A 24,199-nucleotide genomic window follows, 5' to 3' on the forward strand; every position below is an offset into this window, starting at 1 on the left:
GTCCGCGTGCTTCAATCCGGGACCGCCACCGCTCCGGAGTTCCGCATGGCCCGTCGTCCCCTCGCCCGCCCGTTCGTCCTGCCGTCGCTGGGCCTGCTCGCGACCGCATTGCTGTTGCCCGCCGCCGCGAGCGCCGCGACGCAGACCGCCGTGCATTGCGAGCGCCTGTTCGATGCGCGCAGCGGCCGCGTGCTCGGCGAGCACACGATCCTGATCGAGAACGGCACGATCCGCGAAGTGATTCCAGGCCGCGCGAAACTGCAGGACGGCGTGGAATCGATCGTGCTCGGCGACCGCACCTGCTCGCCCGGCTGGACCGATCTGCACGTGCACCTGGGCTCGCAGTCGAGCCCGGCGAGCTATTCGGAAGGCTTCCGCCTCGATCCGGTTGACTACGCGTTCCGCGCCGTCGGCTACGCCGAGAAAACCCTGTCGGCCGGTTTCACCACCGTGCGCGATCTCGGCGGTGAAGTCAGTCCGCATCTGCGCGACGCGATCAACCAGGGCCTGGTGCCGGGACCGCGCATCTTCGCCGCCGGCAAGTCGATCGCGACCACCGGCGGCCATGCGGACCCGAGCAACGGCTACAACTCGATGCTCTCCCATCTGATCGGCCCGCCCGGCCCGACCGAGGGCGTCATCAATTCGATCGACGACGCGCGCCAGGCCGTGCGCCAGCGCTACAAGGAAGGTAGCGACGTCATCAAGATCACCGCGACCGGCGGCGTTCTGAGCTATGCGCGCAGCGGAGACGCGCCGCAGTTCACCGTCGACGAAGTGCAGGCCATCGTCGACACCGCGAAGGACTATGGCTACCGCGTCGCCGCGCATGCGCATGGCACCGAGGGCATGAAGCGCGCGGTGCTCGCCGGGGTGACCAGCATCGAGCACGGCACGCACATGAGTGAGGAGGTCATGCGGCTGATGAAGCAGCGCGGCACCTGGTACGTGCCGACGATCTACGCCGGCCGTTTCGTCGCCGACAAGGCGAAGGAGCCCGGCTATTTCCCGGAAGTCGTACGGCCGAAGGCGGCGACGATCGGTGCGCAGATCCAGGACACCGCGGCGCGCGCGTATCGCGCCGGCGTGCCGATCGCCTTCGGGACCGACCAGGGCGTCGGTCCGCATGGCGACAACGCGCGCGAATTCCTCTACATGGTCGAGGCCGGCATTCCGGCGGCGTACGCGCTGCAGTCGGCCACGCTGCATGCAGCGACCGTGCTCGGCGTCGACGACCAGGGCGTCATCGAACCCGGCAAGCGCGCCGACATCATCGCGATGCCGGGCGATCCGGTCGCCGACATCAATGCGGTGTTGGGCGTCGACTTCGTCATGACGGCGGGCCGCGTGCATCGCAGCCCGGACGTCGCGCCGCCCGTCATCGACTGACGTTTTCTGTCAGCGCCCGCCTCAGTGCGGGCGCGGCAGCTGCCACGCCAGCAGCAGCGTCCAGCTCCACCAGCACACCAGCACCACGCGCGCGCCGAGCTGATCGCCGAACAGCGACGGCAGCAGCAGGCACAGCGCCACCAGCGCACAGATCACCAGCGACGGCCAGCGCACCGTCCGCAGCGCGATGCCGGCCATCAGCGCACCCGCACCGAACGCCAAGTTCCAGACCATCCACGCCGTGGCATGCCAGCGGCTGGCGCCGGCATCGAGTTCGTTCGGGTCCAGCGTCCAGACGCCCTGCGCCGTGAATGCCAACGCGGCCAGCAGCAACAGGCGCAGTGCGATGCCGGCGGCGAGCCCCGCGTCCGGCAGCGTTGCTCGCAGTCGCAATGCCGCGAACGCAACGACGAGACCCGGCGCGATCCACGCAAACACATTGAACAGCCACGCCAGCGGCATCCCGCGCGCGCCCGACCAGGCCAGCGGCGCACCCGCGGGCACACCGGTCAGCACTGCGAACGCCAGCAGCGTCAGCAAGGTGCAGGCATGCGCGCCGGCGACGAGCGGCCGCAACCGCACGCCGCTCACGCCGCCCACCGGAACACGCCTTCGACACCAGTGCCGAACGTCCGCGCGATGCGGAACGCAAGTTCCAACGAAGGCGCATAGCGTCCCGCTTCCAACGCGATGATCGTCTGCCGCGTGACCTGGCAGGCATCGGCCAGCGCCTGCTGGGTCATCTCGCCGTGCTCGAAGCGCAGACGGCGGATCTCGTTGGCGATGGGCGTGCCGGTCATGGGACGCGGCTCATCGACGGTCGCGCCAATACAGCATCGCCGCGCGCCATTGGCCGATTGCGTTGGCAATGAACAGGAACGAGAAGATCGCGGCCACCGTGGCCCGCACATCCAGCGGACTACCGATGCCTTCCACCTGAAAGGCGTAAGCCGCCGCGCCCAGCACGATCAGTGATTCCATCGCACGTTTGGACCAGCGGCAGGCTGCGGCCTGCATCGCTGTATCCCTTTCATCTTCGGCCAAGCCCAGATCAGCGGCGCGCTGCGCAAGCTTACGGTTGCGAAACACCGGCATGATCAGAACGATGCCTCCGTACAGGAAGAGCAGCAGGTAGGACAACCACCCGGCGCCGAATCGCCCGAACGCGATCATCTGCAGGAAGATCACCGTGACCAGATAAAGTTGCGCCGCGCTCCACGCGTCCATTTCTCCCGGCGACGGACCCGCACCGTCTGTGGACGATTTGACGCTGCGCGAGGCCAGCCACGCGATGCAGACAAGCAGCAGCAGAACCGGTCCAAGTGTCCAGATGCGGACTCCGGGATCCTTGGACACAAAGAGCATTCCGAATCCCACGAAAAACATCGCAGGACCGATCGACATCCAGATCGACGTCCAACGGCTTTGCCGGGGTTCGCTGCCAGCAGAGGGGAGCGCGTGCCGCGTGTCCATGATGTCTTCTCAACCAGACCAGAAGTAAAACGAAACTTACATTCACCGGCAGCAATGTCAACTATTTTTGACATAGTTGTATCCTGCGGATCCGTCGCCATCCTTCGGGATCGCGCTCGGCGCATTCCCTCTTCAATGGACTCCCGCATGCTTCTCGACGGCAACGCCCCCGCTCCCGCCGCCCTGCCCCACGTCTTCGACGCGACCACCGCGACCTTCGAGACCGAGGTGTTGCAGGCGTCGTTGCAGACCCCGGTCCTGATCGATTTCTGGGCCGAATGGTGCGGCCCCTGCAAGTCGCTGGGTCCGGTGCTGGAAAAGCTGGCGGGCGAGTACAACGGCGCGTTCGTGCTGGCCAAGGTCGATGTCGACAAGGAACAGCAGATCGCGGCCGCGTTCCAGATCCGCTCGGTGCCGACGGTGTTCCTGCTGATCGGCGGCCAGCCGGTCGACGGCTTCCCGGGCGCACTGCCCGAAGGCGAGATCCGCGAATTCCTGAAGAAGCACGGCATCGAGCCGGCCGAGGGCGACGCTGTCGAGGCGACCGAAGCCGCGCCGCTGGACCCGGTCGCCGAAATCGCACGCCTGCGCGACGCGGTCGTCGCCGAACCGGACAAGTCCGAACTCAAGCTCGACCTCGCGCTCGCCCTGCTCCAGACCGGCGCGACGCAGGAAGCCGAAACACTGCTCGACGGCCTGCCGGCAAACCTCTCCACCGACGACCGCGCAGTGAAAGCGCGCGCGCGTCTGGGCTTCGCCACCGTGCTGGCCGGCGCGCCGTCGACCGATGCGCTCCAGGCGGCGATCGCGGCCGACGAAGGTGATCTGCGCGCGCGCCACCTGCTCGGCGTGCAGCACATCGTGGCCGGCAACACTGAAGCCGGCCTCGAACAGTTCATCGAACTGCTGCGCCGCGACCGCGATTTCGACGACGGCCTGCCGCGCAAGGCGCTGATCGATGCGTTCCGTATCATCGAGGACGCCGAACTTGTCGGCCGTTACCGCCGCAAGATGGCGTCGCTGCTGTTCTGATCCAGCGCCTTCGGGCTCTTCCGTACAGCGGCGTATGGCAAGATCGGCGTCCCCTCGCCGATCGCCCGACCATGACGCCACGCCGCTTCCGCCTGCTGATGAACCTGTGGCCGCCGTTCCTGTTCTCGGGCATCCGCGTGACCCGGATCGACGACGGCTTCCGGCATGCGCGCGTCGAACTGCGCCAGCGCTGGTTCAACCGCAACTACGTCGGCACGCACTTCGGCGGCAGCCTGTTCGCGATGACCGATCCGTTCTGGATGATCATGACGCTGCGCGCGCTCGGTAAAGACCATGTGGTCTGGGACAAGGCCGGCGAGATCGAGTTCATCCGCCCGGGCCGCGGCACCGTATCCGCGGCCTTCGATCTCGACGACGCGACGGTCGAGGCGATCCGCGCCGTCACCGCCGACGGCAGCAAGCATCTGCACTGGTTCACCACCGACGTGGTTGATGCCTCGGGCGAACTGGTCGCCCGAGTGCGCAAACAGGTCTACGTGCGGCGCAAGCGGCGCAGCGGTCAGTCCGCGGCCGCGGTCGATTCGACAAGATAGGCCGGCAACGGCAGCGACCAGTTCTCCTGTTGACGGGTGTCGTACTGGGCGATCTGCAATGCGCGACCGTCCGCGGAGACGGTGATGTCGCGAGCGGCGCTTCGCAGCCCATCCGGTCGACGCGCGAGCCGTTCGGAAAGTGCACCCTCTGCAGGCTGCGCGCGCAACCAGGCGAGCGTTCCGACCAGCTGCAGACGGGCATAATGGTCTTGGCCCGCACGAACGTAACCGTCGTACGCCGGCCCAGCGATATCGCTCAGAATGCAGCCCGCGCTGTTGGCGATGCATTCGAAACGGCTGAAGAACGGACGCGCGTCTTCCGACACGAAACGCCGGTCGAGACGCAGCGCCTCAGCCGCGGCATCCGTGCATCCCTGACCGACGCGGTCCGCGGCCATTGCTGCATAGCCGTGCTGGTCGAACACCAACCACTCGCCGACTTCGTCAGACGCCATCTGCTGCGCCACACGCTGTCCCAAGGCGAACTCTCCGCGCAATGCCGGGCAGACGCTTGCTTCGATTTCTGTTGGTGCGGACACCGCAGCCGCGCAGCTGTCGGGCAGCGCAATGTCCGCAGGCAGTTCTACAAGCATGTCGGCGAGCAAGCGTCCGTAGCCTTCGGTCACGAGCCGGGTGAAGTGCACGCGGGAAATCAGGAGATCGCTGTTCGCGCCGAGCCGTCGCGTCGTGGACAAAGCCCTGCAGGTCGCATCGACCGCTGCCAGTCGATCCCCTTGGGTGAATGCCACAGCATGTGCGGTCAGCGGCCACGCCAACAGTGAAAAGGGCGGAATCGGCCCATCCACGCGGACAGGCAAGCGCGATGCAAGATGGTCGTATTGCGCGAGCGCTTCCACCCGCGCGATCAACTTGCGGTTGGCCTCCACCAGCGCTGCGTAGCCGTCAGTGTCGCTACGCACAAGCGCCAGACACGGCTCACCCGCGATCTGACAATGCGTGAGCGGAGTGCTCCTGTCGGGTTGCAGGTCGGCATAGCGCATATTCGCAATGCTTTGAGGTTCCAACGACCGCAACGCCGGCGCCGAGGAAAGTGCCGCCATGTCGGCATCCGCTACCGAAGCGATCTCCGCTTCCGGCACGTCGTAGCGCAGTAGCCAGACCGCATCGAAGGCGTTGCGCCCTTCGAACGCATTGGGTGCTTCGAGCACCGCCAGCGCCGCGCGCTGTTCCGGCGTCGGTCCATTCAACCGAGACCACGTCCACAGCGCCGCCAGCACGAGCACCACGACCAGTAACCCCAAGCCCAACCGTTTCAACCAGCGCATACCCTTTCTCCCGATCCGCGTCCTGCGGACCGGCAGTCTGCCATCGCAGCAGGCCTGTCTGCGACGGCCCTTCTGGCACGCCAGCGTCGTGCCCGGAGGCGCGGGAGGTATCCTGTGCGCCGCGCCAGACCCTGTGCGGGATGCACGACGCACCCGATCGCCTGCACGCCAGCGGACCCACGCACGCCTCCAACGCCCCGAATCCCCGATGCTCCGACTCACCGACCTCAAACTGCCCCTCGACCACGACGATGCCGCGCTGCCTGCGGCGATCATCGAGCGCCTGGGCATCCATGCCGACGAACTCACTAGCTTTACCGTCGCCAAGCGCAGCTACGACGCGCGCCGGCGCGGGGCGATCGTGCTGATCTATTCGGTCGACGTGGAGACGCCGCGCGAGGCCGACATCCTGCAGCGTCTGGAACTCGATCCCGAAGACGCGGCGGCAGGCGAACAGGGCGATGGCGCGGTGGCCAGTGGCAACGGCAAGGTCGGCGCGTCGCCGGATACCTCGTACCGCTTCGTCGCCCATGCCAGCGATGCGATGCCGCTGCGCCCGCTGGTGATCGGCACCGGCCCCTGCGGCCTGTTTGCAGCGCTCGTACTCGCGCAGATGGGCTTTCGGCCGATCGTGCTCGAGCGCGGCAAGGCCGTGCGCGAACGCACCGTCGACACCTTCGGGCTGTGGCGCAAGAAGGTGCTGAATCCCGAATCCAACGTGCAGTTCGGTGAAGGCGGCGCCGGCACGTTCTCCGACGGAAAGCTCTACAGCCAGATCTCCGACAAGCGTCACCACGGCCGCAAAGTGCTGACCGAGTTCGTCGCCGCCGGTGCGCCAGACGAGATCCTCTACGTCAGCAAGCCACACATCGGCACGTTCCGGCTGGTGTCGATGGTCGAACACATGCGCGCGACCATCGAATCGCTGGGCGGCGAGATCCGGTTCTCCAGTCGCGTCGACGATCTACTGGTCGAATCCGATGCCGATGGCGTGCGCCATGTGCGCGGGGTGACACTGGCCGACGGCGAGGCGATTCGCAGCGATCACGTGGTGATGGCGCTGGGTCACAGCGCGCGCGACACCTTCGCGATGCTGCACACGCGCGGCGTGTTTCTCGAAGCGAAGCCCTTCTCGATCGGTTTCCGCATTGAGCACCCGCAATCGCTGGTCGACGCCGCGCGCTTCGGACCGCAGACCGGTCATCCGCTGCTCGGCGCCGCCGACTACAAGCTGGTACACCACGCGCGCAACGGCCGCTCGGTCTACAGCTTCTGCATGTGCCCGGGCGGCACTGTGGTCGCCGCTGCAAGCGAGCCGGGCCGTGTGGTGACGAACGGCATGAGCCAGTACTCGCGCAACGAACGCAACGCGAATGCGGCGATCGTCGTCGGCATCACCCCCGAGGATTACCTGCCCTACGCGCCCGAAGGCGGACCGCTGGCCGGCATCGCGCTGCAGCGGCACTGGGAGTCGAACGCGTTCGCGCTCGGCGGCGGCGAATACGAAGCACCGGGACAGCTGGTCGGCGATCTGCTCGCCGGGCGCGCGTCGAGTGCGTTCGGCAGCGTGGTGCCGTCGTATACGCCTGGCGTGCGTCTGGGTGACTTGTCGGGTGCACTGCCCGAATACGCGATCACCGCGATCCGCGAGGCGCTGCCAGCCTTCGATCGCCAGCTGCGCGGCTTCGCGATGCATGACGCGCTGCTGACCGGCGTGGAGACGCGCACGTCATCGCCGCTGCGTATCACCCGTCACGCCGACGGCCAGAGCTTGAACACGCGCGGCTTGTTTCCGGCCGGCGAAGGTGCGGGTTACGCCGGCGGCATCCTGTCCGCAGGCGTGGACGGCATCAAGGCCGCCGAGTCGGTGGCGATGGCGATGGTCGCGGCCGGGCACGCACGCGCAGCCTGAATCCACGCGCCTCGCACTGCGGGACCCACGCACGTGTCGGACCCGGCAACGCATCACACCGTTTTCCGGCGCGCCCTCGGTATGCTGTGCGACGCACAGGGGGAACCATGCCGTACACGCCAGCCGGGCCCGATTCGACGGTCTTTCCGGACATCGCCGGTTATCGCCTCGTGCGCATCGTCGGGCACGGCGGCATGGCGACGGTCTATCTCGGCACGCAGCTGTCGCTGGGCCGCGACGTCGCGATCAAGGTCATGCTGCCCGAGGCGCTGGCAGATGAAGTGAGCCGGCGCCGCTTCGAGAACGAAGCGCGCACGATCGCCCGGCTCGAGCATCCCAACATCGTCGGCATCCACGAGGTCGGTCGTACCGAGGCCGGACTGCCGTGGTACGCGATGCCGTATCTGCCGCACGGCCATCTGGGTAGCCGCAATCTCACCGGCGACCACGCACGCGTGCGCGAAGTGCTACGCGCCCTGTTGTCGGCACTGGCGTACGCGCATGCGCGGGGTGTGATCCATCGCGACGTCAAGGCCGAGAACGTACTGTTCGACGAAGCCGACCGGCCGCTGCTGGCGGATTTCGGCATCGCCCTGCGCCGCGGCTACGGCACGCGCGTCACGATGGTCGGGCTGGCCGTCGGCAGCACCGCTTACATGGCGCCCGAGCAGGCGCGCGGCCAGCAGGTCGACTTCCGGGCCGATCTCTACAGCGTCGGCGTGCTGGCCTGGGAGATGCTCAACGGCAGCCTGCCGTACCAGGGCGAAGACGCGCTGTCGATGGCGATCGCGCATACCCAGAATCCGATTCCGCGGCTGTCGCCGCCGCTGCGTCATTGGCAGCGCTTCATCGACCGCGCTCTGGCCAAATCGCCCGGCCGCCGCTTCGCCGATGCCAACCAGATGCTGCAGGCGCTGGCACAGGTGCCGCAGCGCGATGGGAAGCGCGAGCCGGTCGTCACCGGGGCGTTCCGGCGCATCGGCGAGGGCGCACGCCGCATCGGGGACGGCGCGCGGCATGTGTCACCGATGTTGTGGATTCCAGCGGTGCTGGTGGTCGCGGCCGGGATTGGTTTTCTGCTGCGGCCATCCGGCGTACCGGACATCGATTCGCCAGCGCCCGGCCTTGCAGTCGCCGCCGGCAACGCAGCCGCGCCCGTCGATGCCGAGGGCCTCGCCCACGACGACGCACGCATACCGGCTGCCGCGGTCGCAGCGGACGAGTCCGCGGCGCCGAAGGCAGCGCCGGTCTCGACGTCAGATCGGCACCTCGGCGATGCCGAGCGCCAGTTGCGCAACGGCCAGCTCGCAGCACCCGCAGGCGCGAACGCCTTCGAATCACTGACCCGCGCCTGGCAGGCCGATCGCGAGCACCTGCGGTTCGCGCCGCTTTCGGGCCGCGCATTCGATGCGGCCGGCGCGCGCGCCACCGCGTTGATCGCCAAGGGCGACCACGACGATGCGAGCGCGATCCTCGCCGCCGCGCGCCAGCATGCGTCCTCGACCGGACAAGCCGACAGCGATGCAATGCGCCGCCTGCGCACCCGCGTCGACGACGCGCTCGAAGCGCGCCTCGGCCAGGCAGTCACCGATGTGGATCGCAGCGAAGCGGTCGCAAGTCTGGCCTCGGCCGAAGCGGTGGGCCTCGACGCCGCCGCGACATCCCGCCTGCGTCGCCAGGCCATGACCATTCCCGATGTCGCCGCGTTGGCCGCCAGCGTCGCCGGCGGTGCCCGCGTGATCCGCAGCAGCGATGGCGTGTACGCGATTTCCAACGCGCCCGTCAGCCGCGCGGATTACGCCGCCTTCGTGTCGGCGACCGGCCACAAGTCCGCCGCGTGCCGCGCGCGCGGTTCGATGCTGCGTGCGCTTTCGCCGAAAAACTGGGAAGACCCCGGCTTCGAACAGTCGGCGTCCGATCCGGTGGTCTGCGTGTCGTGGCACGACGCAGTGGATTACGCCCGCTGGCGCAGCGAGCGCGAGGGCCGCAGCATCGTCGTCGCGTCCACCGCGCAGGGCGCCAGCGTCGCCACGCGCGCGGTCGGTCCGGCCGAATGGCGCAGCGACTGCGCGGCCGCGTGCAAGGACCGCATCGCCGCCGGCCGCAGCCAGCGTGACGAGCTCACCAGCCGCGCACTGGATCCGCGTCGCGGTTACGACGACGTCGGCTTCCGGCTCGCGCATCTGCCCTGATTCAAGCGGTCGATCGACTGCGGCCGCGCGCCACGCTTCCGCGGTTCAGTCACGGGGCGCATCATGTTGCGTCCCCTACCCCACCCGCGGATTCCAATGAGTGCCCACACCCTGGGCGGACGCCTGCAGCGTCTGTTCCTCACCGGCCTGCTGACCCTGCTGCCGATCTGGCTGACCTGGATCGTCGTCAAGTTCGTCTTCGTGCTGCTGTCCAACATCAGCACGCCGTGGGTCGCGCCACTGGCACACCGGATCGCCGCCGGCTTTCCGAATTCGATGGGCTGGATCAATGCGGTCTCGGTGCAGGCCACGATCGCGATGCTCGCCACCATCGCGCTGATCCTCGGCGTGGGCTGGCTCGCGCGCCGCGTCATCGGCCAGCGCATGCTGTCCTGGGTCGATGCGCTGGTGCGCCGCATTCCGCTGGCGAACGTGATCTATTCCAGCGCGCGCAAGCTGCTCGACATCCTGCAGACCAAACCCGACGGCACCCAGCGCGTCGTGCTGATCGACTTTCCGCACGCGGAAATGAAATCGGTCGGCTTCGTCACCCGCGTCATCCGCGAGCAGGGTACCGGCCGCGAACTCGCTGCCGTCTACGTACCGACTACGCCGAATCCGACGTCCGGTTACCTGGAAATCGTGCCACTGGAGAAGATCACGCCGACCGACTGGACCGTCGATCAGGCGATGAGCTTCATCATTTCCGGTGGCGCGGTCGCGCCGGACACGATTCCATTCGATCCGCCCAAAACGCCGCCTGCTGCGACCGCGGACACACCGCCCCTGCCCTGAGTCCGTGACCTCCGGCCCTTGCCGGCCGTGCATCGCGTTCGACAGCATCGACCCGAATCGCCTTTGGAGCCCGACATGCAACAGCCGCTCGTTCTCGCCATTGCCATCGCCATCGCCGCCGGCGGCGGACTCGCCGGCTGCAATCGGGATGCGCCCGCGCAGACGGCGGCCACTGCTGTCGCCGAGGCGCCGGTCGAAGATGCCGCAGCGCGCGCTGCGCGACTGACCACGCTGTATGCCGAGTACTGGGAAGAGGTGCTCAAGCTCAACCCGGTGCAGGCGACCTTCCAGGGCGATGCGCGCTACAACGATCAGCTGCCGGATTTCGGCAGCGCCGAGTATCGCGAGCAGGTGCGCAGTTTCAACGAGCGCTGGCTCAAGACCATCGAGGCGGTCGGCAGCGAAGGCCTGCAGGGGCAGGATCTGCTGAGCTATCGCATCTTCGTCGACGAGCGCCGCAATACGCTCGACGGTGAGCGGTTTCCCGACTGGATGATGCCGGTCAACCAGATGGGCAGCATCGTCAGTTACTCGGTGCTGCTTGGCTCGGGCACGAACGCGCAGCCGTTCGCGACCGTTGAAGACTACGACGCCTGGCTGCGCCGCGCCGCGCGCATCCCCGTGCTGCTCGATACCGAGATCGCGAACATGCGCGCCGGTATCGACGCCAATGTCGTGCAGCCGCGCGTGGTGATGGAGAAGGTGCTGCCGCAGTTCGACACGATCCTCGTCGACGACGTGGAGAAGAGCCCGTTCTGGGGTCCGGTCACGAAATTCCCGGACGGCATGTCCGAGGCCGATCGCGAGCGCCTGACCGCTGCGTTCCGCACGCTGATCACTGACCAGCTCAATCCCGCGATCCAGCGCCAGCGCGACTTCATCGCCAACGACTACATGCCGCATACGCGCGACAGCGTCGGCCTCGATGCGCTGCCCGACGGCATGGCCTGGTATACGTTTTCGGCCAGGCAGCAGACCACGTCCGACCTGACACCCGAGGCGATCCACCAGATCGGCCTCGATGAAGTCGCGCGCATCCACGAGCAAATCCGCGGGGTGATGGCGGAGACGAAGTTCGAGGGATCGCTGCAGGATTTCTTCCGCTTCATGCAGACCGATCGCCGCTTCCAGTTCCGCTCCGAGGAACAGCTGCTCGCGCATTACCGCGCGATCGAGCAGAAGATCGAAGCGAAGGTGCCCGAGCTGTTCTCGCTGACGCCCAAGGCCGCCTTCGAGATCCGCCCCATCGAGGCCTTCCGCGCCGCGTCGGCCGCGGGTGGCGAATACATGAGCCCCAGCGAGGACGGCAGCCGCCCGGGCATCTTCTACGTCAACACTTTCGACCTGCCGACACGCAAGCGCTGGGATGCCGAGGACCTGTTCCTGCACGAGGCGATTCCCGGCCACCATTTCCAGCTCGCGCTGCAGCAGGAACTCACCGACCTGCCCGCCTTCCGCCGCTTCGGCGGCGAGACCGCGTACATCGAAGGCTGGGGCCTTTACGCTGAGAGCCTGGGCAAGGAACTCGGCCTCTACAGCGATCCCTACGACTACTTCGGCCGTCTGCAGGGCGAGCTGTGGCGCGCAGTGCGTCTGGTCGTCGACACCGGCCTGCATAGCAAGGGCTGGACGCGTCAGCAGGTGCTCGACTACATGTTCGAGAACTCTTCGGTCAGCGAACCGGACGCGGTCGCCGAAGCCGAGCGCTACATCGCATGGCCCGGCCAGGCGCTGGCGTACAAGATCGGCGAACTCAAGATCCAGGAATTGCGCAAGCGCAGCGAGGCCGCGCTCGGCGAGGCGTTCGACATCCGGGAATTCCACGCCGAAGTGCTGAAGGATGGTGCGCTGCCGTTGCCGCTCTTGGAGGCGAAGATCGACGCGTGGATCGCGGAGCGGAAGGGGCGTGTGGATGCGCAGCCGGTGACGGCGGCGCCTGCTGACGTGGAGTCGTAGAGCTGGATTTTCGGCGGGCGGACCGGAGCGATCGCTGAGAGACCTCGCAATACTTCGAAGCCCGTCATCCCAGCGAACGCTGGGATCCATTTTCGCGGTAATGCCTCAGATCAAAATGGGCCCCAGCGTTCGCTGGGGCGACAGTGGATCGCGCGTAGAGGCCTTCCACGCTGAAGGCGCCGATTGGATTGCCGTTCGCCTCTCCATCGTTTGGAACAGCCGGACTTCGCTCTGCTTATGCGCACAAGTCGCTGGATCCCGGCTTCCGCCGGGATGACGGAGTAGTGGATGTCGTCATCCCGGCGCACGTTGGGATCCAGCGACTTCGACTTGCCAACAGTGATCGGTCACTCCGAACGCCGCGACGCGCAAGGTGCGCCCCTGCCGCACCGCCGCTTGCCCTCCTCCACCCACCGCGCGATGCTGCACGCCGGTTCGCGCTGGGGAGGCGCCATGATCCGCACGATGTTCTCGGTGATGCTCGGCATGGTCGTCGCCATGATGGTGATGCTCGGGCTGGAGTTCTTCGGTTCGTGGATGTTTCCGATGCCCGCCGGGCAACTCGCCAACGAGGCCGACCTCGCGCAGATCGTCGCCAATGCACCGACCGGCAAGCTCGTCTGGGTGCTGTGCGGCTGGCTGCTCGCCGCGGTCTGCGGGGGCTGGGGCGCGGCGCGGCTGGCACGCGTGCGCCGCATGAGTGCTGCGATCGCGGTCGGTGTGCTGATCGTGCTGGGCGTGATCGGCAATGCCTGGATGCTGCCGCATCCGCTGTGGATGACCCTGCTCGGCGTGATCGGGCCGATCCCGCTCGCCTGGTGCGGTGGCCGGCTTGCACTGCGGCGTGATCGCGCCGACGCGCCCGCTTAAGACGAAGGACGTTCCATGCAGGCATCACTGCTGACCACACTGCTGTTGCCGCTTGCGCTCGGCGTGATCATGTTCGGCCTCGGCCTCGGCCTGACGCTCGACGATTTCCGCCGCGTCGCACTCTATCCGCGCGCGGTGCTGATCGGGCTCGCACTGCAGATCGGCGTGTTGCCGTGGGCAGCGCTCGGGCTCGCGCTGCTGTTCCGGCTGCCGCCCGAACTCGCCGTCGGCCTGATGCTGCTGGCCGCATCGCCGGGCGGCGCGACCGCCAATATCTACAGCCACATCGCGCGTGGCGACGTCGCGCTCAACATCACTCTGACCGCGGTCAACAGCGTGCTGTGCCTGGTCACGCTGCCGGTCATCCTCAATCTGTCGCTGGAATTCTTCCTCGGCGCCGGCCAGTACGTGCCGCCGCCGACGCGCAAGATCGTCGAGGTCGCGCTGATCATCCTGCTGCCGGTCAGCATCGGCATGCTGGTGCGCGCGTTCGCCAGCGGATTCGCCTCGCGCATGGAAAAGCCGATCCGGTTGCTGTCGGTGATCGTGCTTGTTCTGCTGATCATTGCGGCCGTTGCCGGCACCTGGGACACGCTGCTGGCCTACTTCGCCGCGGTTGGCATCGCCTGCCTGCTGTTCAATCTGGTCAGCATGGGCGCCGGCTACGCGGCGCCGCGGGCGTTGAAACTGCCGCGGCGACAGGCGATTGCGATCGCGATGGAGATCGGCATCCACAACGGCACGCTGGCGATCTTCATCGCCCTCAGTGTGCTCGGCAACGCGACGATGTCGGCGCCGGCCGCGGTCTACAGCCTGCTGATGTTCTTCACCGCCGCCGCATTCGCCGCTTGGCTCAACCGGCCGGGCGCGCGCGACGCGAACGCAGCTGCCTGAGCGGTTACAGGACGCTGCGCAGGCGGCAGACTGTGCGTCCGCCTGTCGCTGGAAGTCCGATGCGCCCGTCCCTGCCCGCCTGTTCGCTCGTCACCTGTCTGCTGTCGGCGGCGCTGTCCGCCAGCGCCGCGGAGCCGCCGCTGCCGCAACTCGAGGCCTACACGGTCGATGCGTCATGGCGGCAGCCGATCGCGCCTGTCCGCATCGCCGACCGCACCTGGCAGATCGGTACCGAAGGGCTGACCGCACTTCTGGTGATGACGGACGCGGGCGCCGTGCTGATCGATGGCGGCATGCCGCAGGCTGCGGATGCGCTGCTGGCGAACATGGAACGGCTGAAGATCGCGCCGGCAGATCTGCGCCTGCTGCTGTCGAGCCACGCGCATGCCGACCACGCCGGTCCGTTCGCCGCGCTCAAGCGCCGCACTGGTGCGCACCTCGTCGCCAATGCCGAATCGGCTGCGTTGTTCGCGCGTGGCGGTAGCGACGACCTGCACTTCGGCGACGAAATCACGTATCCGCCGGTGCAGACCGACCGAATCGTCATGGATCACGAAGTCGTGTCACAGGGTGGCACCGACTTCACCGTGCATTTCACACCCGGTCACACGCCCGGCAGCGTCGCGTGGACCTGGACCGATACCCGCGATGGCCGTCGGGTGCGTATCGCGTATGTCGACAGCCTCAGTGCGCCGGGATACCGGCTGCAGGGAAATCCTCGCTACCCGCGCCTGATCGAGGACTACCAGCGCTCGTTCGAGGTGGTCCGCGGCCTGCCCTGCGATCTGCTGCTGACGCCGCATCCCGGTGCGAGCAACTGGAATTACGCGGCCGGCGATACGGCGGGCGCGAAGGCGCTGACGTGCGCGGCGTATGCGGACGTTGCCGAGCGGTCCTTCGATGCGAAACTGGCTGAGCAAGCCCAGCCCACACAGTAGATCGGCTGGGGATCGGCGCCGCGTCCCAGAAACAGCGAACGGGCACGTGCCCGATGGAGAAGTATCCCTTGCGTATTCCAGTTCTCATTACCTGTCTGGCTGCGTCCGTTGCACTTCCGCTCGCGGCTTCGGAGCGCACGCTGTATCACGGTGCGACATTGATCGACGGGACCGGTGCAGTGCCAAGGCCCGCCATGAGCATTCTGGTGTCGGACGGAGTGATCGAGTCGGTCATGCCCGACAGCGACGCGACTGAGCTCGATGCGACTCGCGTGTCTGCGGATGGGCTCTATGCAATTCCCGGCCTCATCGATACCCACGTGCATCTTGCCACGCCGCCTGACGCGGATCGGAGCCGCACGCTGTTGCGCCGCCAGGTCCAGTCCGGGATCACAGGCGTGCGCAGCATGGCGGACGATGTGCGATCAGTCGCCGAGCTCGCGCGCCAGGCACTGACCGGCGAAATTCCCGCGCCTGATATCCATTTCGCTGCCCTGATGGCCGGCCCCAGCTTCTTCGACGACCCGAGAACGATTGCCGTCACGCGTGGTCATGTGCCCGGGCACACGCCATGGATGCAGGCGATTGATGCAGAGACGGATATCGCAGCGGCGGTGGCAATCGCACGTGGTACGTCGGCGAGCGGCATCAAGCTGTACGCGAATCTTGAAGCGGAGGCGATTGTGCGCATTACAGCCGAAGCCCATCGGCAGGGCATACCGGTATGGGCACATGCCGCGGTGTTTCCCGCGCTCCCGGTAGACAACATTCTGGCCGGCGTCGATGTGATTTCGCACAGCTGCCCGCTTGCGTATCAGGTGTCGTCATCCACACCCGTCAGCTATCAGGATCCGATGCCGGTGGATGCCCGTCAGTTCCAGGACGGCATCCCACCGGCCATGATCGAACTGTTCGCCCGGATGGCGGCGCAGGGCATCATTCTGGACGCCACAAACCTGGTGTACGCCCGTCACGAAGCGGCGTACGCCGCTCGTGCGGAGGGTCGACCGCCGCGCTGCAGCGCGATGTTGACCTATCAACTCACCCGGGCCGCCTACCTGCAGGGTGTCCGTATCGCCAGCGGCACTGATGGCGATAATCCACCGGAAGCTCCTTGGCCCTCGCTGCACGACGAGTTGGAAATTCTTGCGGGGCCCGTGGGCATGGCGCCGATGGATGTACTGCTTGCAGCCACCTCGGTAGCTGCTGCCGCCATGAACGCTTCCGATACCCAGGGCACGGTGGAGCCCGGAAAACTCGCAAATCTCGTCTTCCTGAAAGCTGATCCGCTGCAGGATGTCTCGAATCTGCGCGAGGTGGCATTCACCCTCAAACGCGGGGCAGTTCACCGGAGGACAGCGTCTGCTGACAAGGTGCCTTCAGCACGGTGACGCTGATGCGACTCTCTGGACGCGCTCGCGTCCAGAGAGCCCTGCTGCGAAGATCTGCCGCACGAACGTGCCTGCTCAGTCCTGCTTGAACTCGCCGTAGGTCTTCAACTGTTCCGCCACGGCCGCGTCGCCGACCACGACGATGCTCTGCTGCTTCGGGTCGAAGAACTCGCGCGCGACCGACTGCACCTGCGCCGCGGTCACGTTGTTGACCTTGTCGACGTACGTGCTGAGGTAGTTGGCCGGCCGTCCGAGCAGCCAGTTGCCGGCGAGCGCGGACGCGACCGCGTACTGCAGCTGGTTCTGGAACAGGTAAGTACCGGCGGTGAAGCGCTTGGCGCGCTGCAGTTCGTCGGCCGGGACCGTCTGCGCGCGCATCTGCTCGAACTCCTTGAGGAATTCGCCGATCGCGGCTCCGGTCACTTCGTTGCGCACATCGGCCTGGGCCTGAAACGATCCGCCCTCCGCGCGCAGACCGAAGCTGCTGCCGGCGCCATAGGTATAGCCCTTGTCCTCGCGCAGGTTGCGCATCAGCCGGCTGTCGAAGCCGCCGCCGAGAATCGTGTTGGCCAGCGCTGCGGGAATCGCGCGGTCGTCGTCCGCATCGAAGGCCGGACGGCCGATGCGTACCGCCGACTGCACGCTGTTCTGGCGCGGCACGAGCACGAACTGGGGACCCGTCGGATACGCCGGCGCGGCGACATCGGCGATCGGATCGCCGCTGCCCTGCCAGTTGCCGAACATCGACTCGGCCAGCGCCTTGGCCGCGTCCGGCGTCACCGGTCCTGCGATCACCAGCAGTGCGTGGTCGGGTCGGAAGCGGCCGGCATGCGCGGCCTGCAGGCCGGCGATGTCGGTGCCGTTGATCGCGGCTTCGGTGGGCAGTGTGTTGCCGTAGGGATGTTCGCCGAACAGCACGCGCCCCATCGCACGGTTGGCCTGGTAGCTCGGCTGCGCCTGCATGGCCTTGAGGCCCTGCAGTGCATTGGTCTTCGCCAGCTGCACTTCGTTGGCCGGGAACGCCGGGTTGCGCACCACGTCGGCGAACAGCTTCGCCAACGGCTGCGCCGACGACGACAGGCCCGACGCGCTGACGAACAGGCCGTCGTTGCTCGCGGTCGCGCCGATCGAGCCGCCGAGGCGGTCGAGTTCCTCGGCGATCTGCACCGAGCTGCGTGTGGCCGTGCCTTCGCGCAGCAGGCCGGCGAGCAGGTTCGACATGCCCGGCAGCTGCGCCGGATCGCTGGCGAGACCGCCGCGTACGGCCAGCACATAGTCGACACGCGGCAGGCCGCCCTGGCGCGGCAGCACCCAGACGGTCAGCCCGTTGTCGAGCGTGTGTTCGACGAGGCCGAGTTCGGGCAGCGGCTTGTCTGCGCCGTAATCGGGCAGACCCGCGGGCAATTCGGTCGGCGGCGCGGTGGCGGGCGGTGCGCCGGCTGCGGCCGGCTGCTGCGCGTAGGTCGCGCTGGCGAACAGGCAGGCGCCGAGCGCCAATGCAAGCGGACGCAGGCCGCGGGTCGGAATGTGGTGCTTGTCCATGTCGATCTCCTCAGTCCTGCGCCGGGGCGGCAGCGGGCGCCGGCGCAGCCGGCGGGGCGATGCCGCGTGCAGGCGCCATCGCGGCGGGCACGCGGTCGATGACGGTGCGGTTGGCATCGGTCAGATAGGTCTTCGCCACGCGCTGCACGTCGGCGACGGTCACCGTCTGCACCCACTCGGGCACCTTGTTGAGCGTCTCCGCATCGCCCCACAGCAGCTGCGCCTTGGCGAGCTCGTCGGCGCGCGAGATGAAGGGCTCGAGACCGTTGACGTAATCGGCGAGCAGCTTGGTCTTGGCGGCGGCCAGCGTCTCGGCCGGCACGCCCTCGGCCACGATGCGCGCGACTTCCTCGTTGACCGCGCCCAGCACCGCGTCCGGCTCGACATTGGGCTTGTACAGCGCGAACAGCGTCAGCAGCGTCGGACCGTCGTAGTCCCAGGCGTGACCCAGCGGCCAACCGAGGCCGCCGTCGATATTGAGCAGCTGCTCGCGACCCTTGACCAGTCCCTGGTAGAGACGCGAAGCGTCACCGCCGGCCAGCAGCTGCGACAGCACCGCCATCGGGGCGTGATCGGCGTGGCCGCGCGCAGGCATCTTCCAGCCCACCGCGAGCGCCGGCACCTGTGCCAGCGCATCGCCTTGTGCTTCGCGCCTGCCTTCGGTGTTCAACGGTTCGGACACGTCCGGACGTGCCGGCGTCGCACGCGACGGGATGTCGCCGAAGTATTCCTCGACCAGTGCGAAGGCCTCTTCGGCCGAGATGTCACCGGCAATGCCGATGACCGCATTGTTCGGGCCGTAGTAATCGCGGTGGAACGACTCGACATCGGCGAGCGTCGCGCCCTCGAGATCCTTGAAGCTGCCGTAGCCGTCGTGCGCGTTGGCCCACTTGGAGAACGCCAGACGGTTGATGTCGAACACGAAGAACAGGCCGTAGGGCTGGTTCTGTACGTTGACGCGGATCTCTTCCTTGACCACGTCCTGCTGGTTCTTGAGGTTCTCGGGCGAGAAGTCCAGCGTCTTCATGCGGTCCGCTTCGAGCCACAGGATCGGCGCGAGCGCGGAGACCGGTGCGGTCTCGATGTAGTTGGTGTAGTCGGGACGGGTGGAGCCGTTGAGCCGGCCACCGCCGCCCTGGATCACGCGATCGAACGTACCCTTGGGCGCGACCGGCGTGCCCTGAAACATCAGGTGTTCGAACAGGTGCGCGAATCCGGTGCGGTTCTCGGGTTCGAGGCGCATGCCCACGTGATAGACCACGCTGACGCCGACGGTCGGCGAGCTGCGGTCTTCGGACACGACGACGGTCAGGCCGTTGTCGAGGCGTTTGGTTTCGATCGGCAGACGCCAGTCGGCCTGTCGCGCGGCCGCGGGCGCGGCCAGCATCGCGAGCAGCACGCATGTGCCACCCAGTCCTGCGAGTCGTTTCATGGTCGGTTCCCTGTCCGCCCCGCTCCCCGGGGCACGAACCCCGACTATAAGTCGCGAGGCCGTGCTCGTGGGTGCAGGCGGTCGGGCGGGTCCGGCCGCGTCGACCGCAGCGCTGCCGGAGCACGCTGGCGTGTGTGCGCGCGGTGTTACTTCCGTGCGTCGACTTCCGCTTCCGGATCGTCGAGTCCGACATTGCTGCGGGCCGACTCGTAGATCTCGCGGTCCAGCAGCCCGGTCTCGCGTGCGACCAGCACCGGCACCAGCATCTGCCCGGTGACGTTGGTCATGGTGCGCATCATGTCGAGGATGCGGTCGATCGCCAGCAGCAGGCCCAGGCCTTCCAGCGGCAACCCGGCCGCCGACAGCACCACCGTTGCCATGACCACCGCCGTGCCGGGCACGCCCGCGGTACCGAAGCTGCCGAGCACCGAGGCCAGCAGGATCGCCGCGTACTGGGCGAAGCTCAGTTCGATGCCGAAGTACTGCGCGATGAACACCGACGCGAGCGTCGGATAGATCGCGCCGCAGCCGTCCATCTTGATCGTCGCGCCCAGCGGCACCGCGAACGCGGCGTAGTCGCGGTTGACGCCGAGGTTGTGGGTGACCGCGCGGATCGCGACCGGCATCGACGCCAGGCTCGACGAGCTGACGAATGCGACCTGCATACCCGGCGCCGCGCCGCGGAAGAACTTCAGCGGATTGAGGCCGTGCGTGAGCAGCAGGCCGCCGTAGACGACGACGATATGCACCGCGCAGGCGACGTACAGCGCGATGACGAAGCTGCCCAGCGGCAGCAGCCGTTCGAAGCCGTAGGTGCCGACGAGCGCAGCGATCAGGCCGAAGGTGCCGATCGGCGTGAGCTCCAGAACGAAACGCGTGACCTGGATCATCGCGTCGGACGCCTGGCCGACCAGCGCGCGCAATGCCGCGACTCGCTCGCCCAGCTTCACCAGCGCGAAACCGAGCAGACCGGCGAAGAAGATCACCTGCAGGATCTTGCCTTCCGACAACGCCGCGAACGGATTGGTCGGCACCACGTTGAGCAGCACCTCGACCGGCGTCGGCACTTCGCGCACCGTGTAATCCGCGGCCGCGGTCAGCGAACCCGCCTCGATGCTCAGACCCGGATTGAAGGTGTAGGCAACCGCGAAGCCCACGCCGACCGCGAGCACCGCAGTGGCGGCGAACCAGCCGAAGGTGCGCCCACCGAGCGCGGCGATCGACTGCTGTCCGTGCAACGCGGCAACCGCGTTGATCACCGCGAAGAACACCAGCGGCACCGCGATCATGCGGATCAGATTCACGTACAGCGTGCCGAGCGGCTGCAGCCACGTGCCGGCCGCCGGCCCCATCAGCCAGCCGACCAGCGCACCGAGCACGAACGCGCCCAGCACCCGCTGCCAGAACGGAATCCGGAACCACCAGGCCAGAGCATTCATTCGAGGGTTGTCCGCGACATCAACAGGCGACGATACGTGACGCCATCCATGCTGGCGATGCCGGCACCGGGACGCCAGCGTCCCACGTACGGAACGCTGGCGCCTGGGTGTCCGGTCCGACGGCCGCAGGCAGGCGACGGACGCCGCGGACGCTGATTACTGTCGCGCGACCAGCGTCAAGCCGCTGTAGCTGCCACTCAGCTGCAGGTAGTACGTGCCGGCCTTGGGTGCGGTGATGCGGATGGTCTCGATGTTGCCCGCACGCGCGGAACGGAACTCGTAAGCCGCCGACGTCGGCACTTCGCCATGGCGCGCATGGAGGGTCACATCGCCACTGCCGCCGAGCGTCATGAAGCTCAGCACGCGACCGGCCTGTGCCTCGAAGCGGTACAGCGCGCCCTGGCCGTTCGACGAGAGGCTGGTGACGTTCACACCGTTGATCAGCTCGGTACCGACCACGCAGGTTTCGGTGTCCGGGTCGCAGGGCACTTCAAGCGCCTTGGCCAGCGCGCGCGTCGCGTCGACGATGCCGACGCCGATCGGCGTGCTCGCCGGCGGTGCAACGTTGAACGGACGCGCGGTGTCCTTGAGCAGTGCCTCGATCTGCGCCGGCGTCAGCGGATCGCGGTCCTGTCCAGCGAGTGCGCTCTGTACCAGTGCCACGGTGCCGGCGACGTGCGGCGACGCCATCGAGGTTCCGGCCAGTCCCACGTACAGGTATTCGCCGGAAGTCGGGGTCGTCAGGCCGTCGTATCCGGCCTGCAGCACATAGCCGTTCCAGCCGCCGTTGCCGGGATCGAAGTCGCCACCGCCGCCGGGACCGGACACATCCACGCGCGGCCCGAAGTTCGAATAGAACGCGCGACCACCATTGATACGGTTCGCGCCGACGGTCACCACGTTGTCGCAGTTGGCCGGCGAATAGTTCTGCGCATTGTCGTTGGCGTTGCCGGCTGCGACGACGACCGTGCTGCCGCGCGAGACCGCGCCGTCGATCGCCAACTGGGTCTGCGCATCGCACGCGCCCAGGCCGCCGAGGCTCAGGTTGATGACTTCGGCAGGCGTCTCGTTGCGCGGCACGCCGTCCACTTCACCACCCGAGGCCCAGACGATCGCGTCGGCGATATCGGACGGATAACCGCCGCAGCGGCCGAGCACGCGCACCGGCAACACCTGCGCGTCGAACGCGACACCCGCGCCGCCGATGCCGTTGTGCGTGGCCTCTGCGACCGTGCCCGCGACGTGGGTGCCATGCCACGAACTCGGAATCTGCGGCGAGCCCGCGTAGCACTCGCCGGCGACCGGATTCCAGTCGCCCAGATCGAGTGCACCGGCCACGCGCGCATCACTGTCGCGGCGCGAGACGAAGCGGTCGGTGATGAAGTCGTAGCCCGGCAGCAGGTTGTCGGCGAAGTCCGGATGGTCGGGCAGGATGCCGGTGTCGAGCACGGCCACGACCACGCCCGCGCCGGTCGAGCTGTCCCAGGCATTGGTGACGTTGATCGCACCGGCCGACCCGCTCAGATGCCACTGGTGGCTGCCGAAGAATTCATCGTTGGGGGTGAACTGCGGAGTCACCGGTGCCTTGGCGACGCCGGTCGCCTGCACGCGGCGCTCGACGTGCACGGAGGCGACCGCGGGATCGGCGGCTAGCTCGGTCACCAGCGCGTCGAGATCGCGCGCCGACAGGCTGCGCGACAGGCGCAGCACGTCGAAGCCGACGGCGGTCGTGCGCAGGTGCGCGACCTGCAGCGCGGGCAGCGCCTTCGCGGCGCGTCCAGAGACGACCGGACGCTCGACGCCGGCGCGGCGGATCGCGGAGGTCGCGATCTGCAGCTTGCCGGTCGCGTCACCGGACGCGATGCGCGTGGCGGCGTAGCGGATGACGAGGCGATCCGAGGGTGCATCGGCCGGTGCGGGCGCGCCGATGCGCTGGACGATCTTGGCGCGCGTGGACGCGGCGTCGGCGAACTGCATGCCCAGGGCGCTGACGAGCGCGGCGGTCAGCGCGAGGCTGATGGTGGTCTTCTTCATGTTGATGTCCTCGATGCGGTCAGGGAGCGGCCCGCGCACTGGCGCGGACCGTGGAGGTGGAAGATCGGAATGCGGGGAACGCCGGCGCATCGATGCGCCGGCGCGGAATCACAGGTCGATGCCGAAGCCGATGCCGGCCGAACTCTCGTCACCGCTGAAAGCGCCGCCGAGGCTGATCGACGCGCGCTCGCCGACCTTGCGTGCGTAGCCCAGCGACAGCGCGCGCTCGCCGCTCTGGAAGCCGGCACCCACTGCCACGCGCCCGCGTGGGCTCTGCGTGCCGGCCGCGTTCGTGGCCATGTTGAGCATCGCCGCGCTCATCGCGCCCTGCTTGTCCATGCGGCGGTCGACATCGCTGAAGCGACGTTCGACATCGCCGCGATAGGCGCTGAAATCCTCGTTCCACGCCGCGAAGCGCTGGTCCGTATAGGCGTTCGCCGACGACAGCGTCTTCGTCGCCGTGGTGTCGGTGTAGGTGCGCGACTCGGCGACACTGGCCTGCACCTGCGCGACGTTGGCCGCATCGGTGGATGCCGTACCGGCGGCGACGTTGGTGATCTGGCGCGTATTGCCTGCGCTGCCCACCGACACCGTGTTCGCACGATCGGCCACCGCGCCCTGGCCCAGTGCGACCGCGTTCTCCGCGGTCACCGATGCGCCCTGCCCGATCGCCGTTCCCGAGGCCGCGGACACCGAAGCGCCTTCGCCCACGGCCACCGCATTGGTCGCATTCGCCGAGATCGACGTATTCGCACCCAGCGCGGTGCTGCCGTCGGCGTGCACCTGCGCGTTGCCGCCGATCGCGGTGTCGTTGGGACCGTGTGCGTAAGCGCCGCCGCCGATCGCGACGCCGTTCTCGCCGTTGGCGGCCGCGCCGCTGCCGATTGCCACCCCGTTCGGGCTGTCGGCACCAACGCTCGCGGCGCCATCACCACCGATCGCCAGGCCCGGATCGCCGGCGCCGGTTCCCGGCGCCGCCTCGACTGCGCCGATGCGGGCATCGAGTGCGCCGATGCGCGCGTCGAGTGCGCCGAAGGCCGCGCCGATCGAGGTGTACTGCGTGCCCTGCA

19 protein-coding genes and 1 pseudogene are annotated in these 24,199 nt (G+C 67.8%); 11 read left to right on the forward strand and 9 right to left on the reverse strand.

From position 1 onward, the window contains the following. The first annotated feature begins 45 nt into the window (after nt 1-45). Entirely contained in the window at nt 46-1,389 is a 1,344-nt protein-coding gene (locus LU699_RS02170) for a metal-dependent hydrolase family protein (RefSeq protein ID WP_232137754.1), read from the forward strand. A gap of 21 nt (nt 1,390-1,410) precedes the next feature. Here the strand turns inward: LU699_RS02170 and LU699_RS02175 are convergent, their stop codons facing one another. Genes LU699_RS02175 through LU699_RS02185 form a run of 3 tightly spaced genes read right to left on the reverse strand, consistent with a single transcriptional unit; the run spans nt 1,411 to nt 2,862 of the window. After that, complete coding sequence (locus LU699_RS02175; protein ID WP_232580465.1) at nt 1,411-1,989, reverse strand: hypothetical protein; 579 nt, start codon at nt 1,987-1,989, stop codon at nt 1,411-1,413. Next, complete coding sequence (locus LU699_RS02180; RefSeq protein WP_232137756.1) at nt 1,977-2,189, reverse strand: helix-turn-helix transcriptional regulator; 213 nt, start codon at nt 2,187-2,189, stop codon at nt 1,977-1,979. Before LU699_RS02180 ends, LU699_RS02175 begins: the two co-directional genes overlap by 13 nt. Nucleotides 2,190-2,199: 10 nt before the next feature. Beyond that, complete coding sequence (locus tag LU699_RS02185) at nt 2,200-2,862, reverse strand: hypothetical protein (protein WP_232137757.1); 663 nt, start codon at nt 2,860-2,862, stop codon at nt 2,200-2,202. 147 nt (nt 2,863-3,009) lie between these two features. Here LU699_RS02185 and trxA point away from each other — a divergent pair, with 147 nt between their 5' ends. Together trxA and LU699_RS02195 are read left to right on the forward strand one after the other, a co-directional pair. Continuing rightward, complete coding sequence (trxA, locus tag LU699_RS02190) at nt 3,010-3,894, forward strand: thioredoxin (RefSeq protein WP_232137758.1); 885 nt, start codon at nt 3,010-3,012, stop codon at nt 3,892-3,894. Between the two features lie 71 nt (nt 3,895-3,965). Then, entirely contained in the window at nt 3,966-4,448 is a 483-nt protein-coding gene (locus LU699_RS02195) for a DUF4442 domain-containing protein (RefSeq protein ID WP_232137759.1), read from the forward strand. On the opposite strand, the gene LU699_RS02200 is transcribed toward LU699_RS02195, so the two are convergent. Further along, a complete protein-coding gene (locus LU699_RS02200; protein ID WP_232137760.1) occupies nt 4,415-5,734 on the reverse strand; it encodes a hypothetical protein in 1,320 nt (439 codons plus the stop codon). The genes LU699_RS02195 and LU699_RS02200 overlap by 34 nt on opposite strands. Nucleotides 5,735-5,942: 208 nt before the next feature. On the opposite strand from LU699_RS02200, the gene LU699_RS02205 reads away from it, so the two are divergent. From LU699_RS02205 to LU699_RS02240, 8 genes are all read left to right on the forward strand, one after another. Then, a complete protein-coding gene (locus LU699_RS02205) occupies nt 5,943-7,646 on the forward strand; it encodes an NAD(P)/FAD-dependent oxidoreductase (RefSeq protein ID WP_232137761.1) in 1,704 nt (567 codons plus the stop codon). A gap of 107 nt (nt 7,647-7,753) precedes the next feature. Beyond that, nucleotides 7,754-9,838 carry a bifunctional serine/threonine-protein kinase/formylglycine-generating enzyme family protein gene (locus LU699_RS02210; protein WP_232137762.1) on the forward strand — a complete coding sequence of 695 codons (2,085 nt, stop codon included), beginning with the start codon at nt 7,754-7,756 and terminating at the stop codon, nt 9,836-9,838. A gap of 63 nt (nt 9,839-9,901) precedes the next feature. Beyond that, complete coding sequence (locus LU699_RS02215) at nt 9,902-10,633, forward strand: DUF502 domain-containing protein (protein WP_425491137.1); 732 nt, start codon at nt 9,902-9,904, stop codon at nt 10,631-10,633. Between the two features lie 75 nt (nt 10,634-10,708). Next, nucleotides 10,709-12,589, forward strand: coding sequence for a DUF885 domain-containing protein (locus LU699_RS02220; RefSeq protein WP_232137764.1), 1,881 nt, complete (start codon nt 10,709-10,711; stop codon nt 12,587-12,589). A gap of 453 nt (nt 12,590-13,042) precedes the next feature. Further along, on the forward strand, nt 13,043-13,459 hold the full coding sequence (locus LU699_RS02225; protein ID WP_232137766.1) for a hypothetical protein: 417 nt from the start codon (nt 13,043-13,045) through the stop codon (nt 13,457-13,459). 15 nt (nt 13,460-13,474) lie between these two features. Continuing rightward, nucleotides 13,475-14,353 carry a bile acid:sodium symporter family protein gene (locus tag LU699_RS02230; protein ID WP_232137768.1) on the forward strand — a complete coding sequence of 293 codons (879 nt, stop codon included), beginning with the start codon at nt 13,475-13,477 and terminating at the stop codon, nt 14,351-14,353. 59 nt (nt 14,354-14,412) lie between these two features. Further along, nucleotides 14,413-15,291: a subclass B3 metallo-beta-lactamase gene (gene bla / locus LU699_RS02235; RefSeq protein WP_232137769.1), complete on the forward strand. Its 879-nt coding sequence runs from the start codon at nt 14,413-14,415 to the stop codon at nt 15,289-15,291. Nucleotides 15,292-15,344: 53 nt separating this feature from the next. Continuing rightward, nucleotides 15,345-16,682 (forward strand): amidohydrolase family protein, encoded by a 1,338-nt coding sequence (locus LU699_RS02240; RefSeq protein WP_232137770.1) that lies wholly within the window; start codon nt 15,345-15,347, stop codon nt 16,680-16,682. Between the two features lie 75 nt (nt 16,683-16,757). Here LU699_RS02240 and LU699_RS02245 read toward each other — a convergent pair whose 3' ends face one another. The 5 genes and pseudogenes from LU699_RS02245 to LU699_RS18385 all read right to left on the reverse strand — a co-directional run. Further along, nucleotides 16,758-18,224, reverse strand: coding sequence for a M16 family metallopeptidase (locus LU699_RS02245; protein ID WP_232137771.1), 1,467 nt, complete (start codon nt 18,222-18,224; stop codon nt 16,758-16,760). Between the two features lie 10 nt (nt 18,225-18,234). Then, nucleotides 18,235-19,656: a M16 family metallopeptidase gene (locus tag LU699_RS02250; protein WP_232137772.1), complete on the reverse strand. Its 1,422-nt coding sequence runs from the start codon at nt 19,654-19,656 to the stop codon at nt 18,235-18,237. Nucleotides 19,657-19,802: 146 nt separating this feature from the next. After that, on the reverse strand, nt 19,803-21,095 hold the full coding sequence (locus LU699_RS02255) for a dicarboxylate/amino acid:cation symporter (protein WP_232137773.1): 1,293 nt from the start codon (nt 21,093-21,095) through the stop codon (nt 19,803-19,805). A 156-nt stretch (nt 21,096-21,251) separates the two neighbouring features. Continuing rightward, nucleotides 21,252-23,129, reverse strand: a complete 1,878-nt coding sequence (locus tag LU699_RS02260) for a S8 family peptidase (protein ID WP_232137774.1) — start codon at nt 23,127-23,129, stop codon at nt 21,252-21,254. A 108-nt stretch (nt 23,130-23,237) separates the two neighbouring features. After that, nucleotides 23,238-24,065 (reverse strand): annotated as a pseudogene (locus tag LU699_RS18385) (YadA family autotransporter adhesin); the annotation flags it as partial. Between the last annotated feature and the right edge of the window lie 134 nt (nt 24,066-24,199).

It is taken from the genome of Luteimonas fraxinea (assembly GCF_021233355.1).
In the GTDB taxonomy this organism is placed as follows: Bacteria; Pseudomonadota; Gammaproteobacteria; order Xanthomonadales; family Xanthomonadaceae; genus Luteimonas; species Luteimonas fraxinea.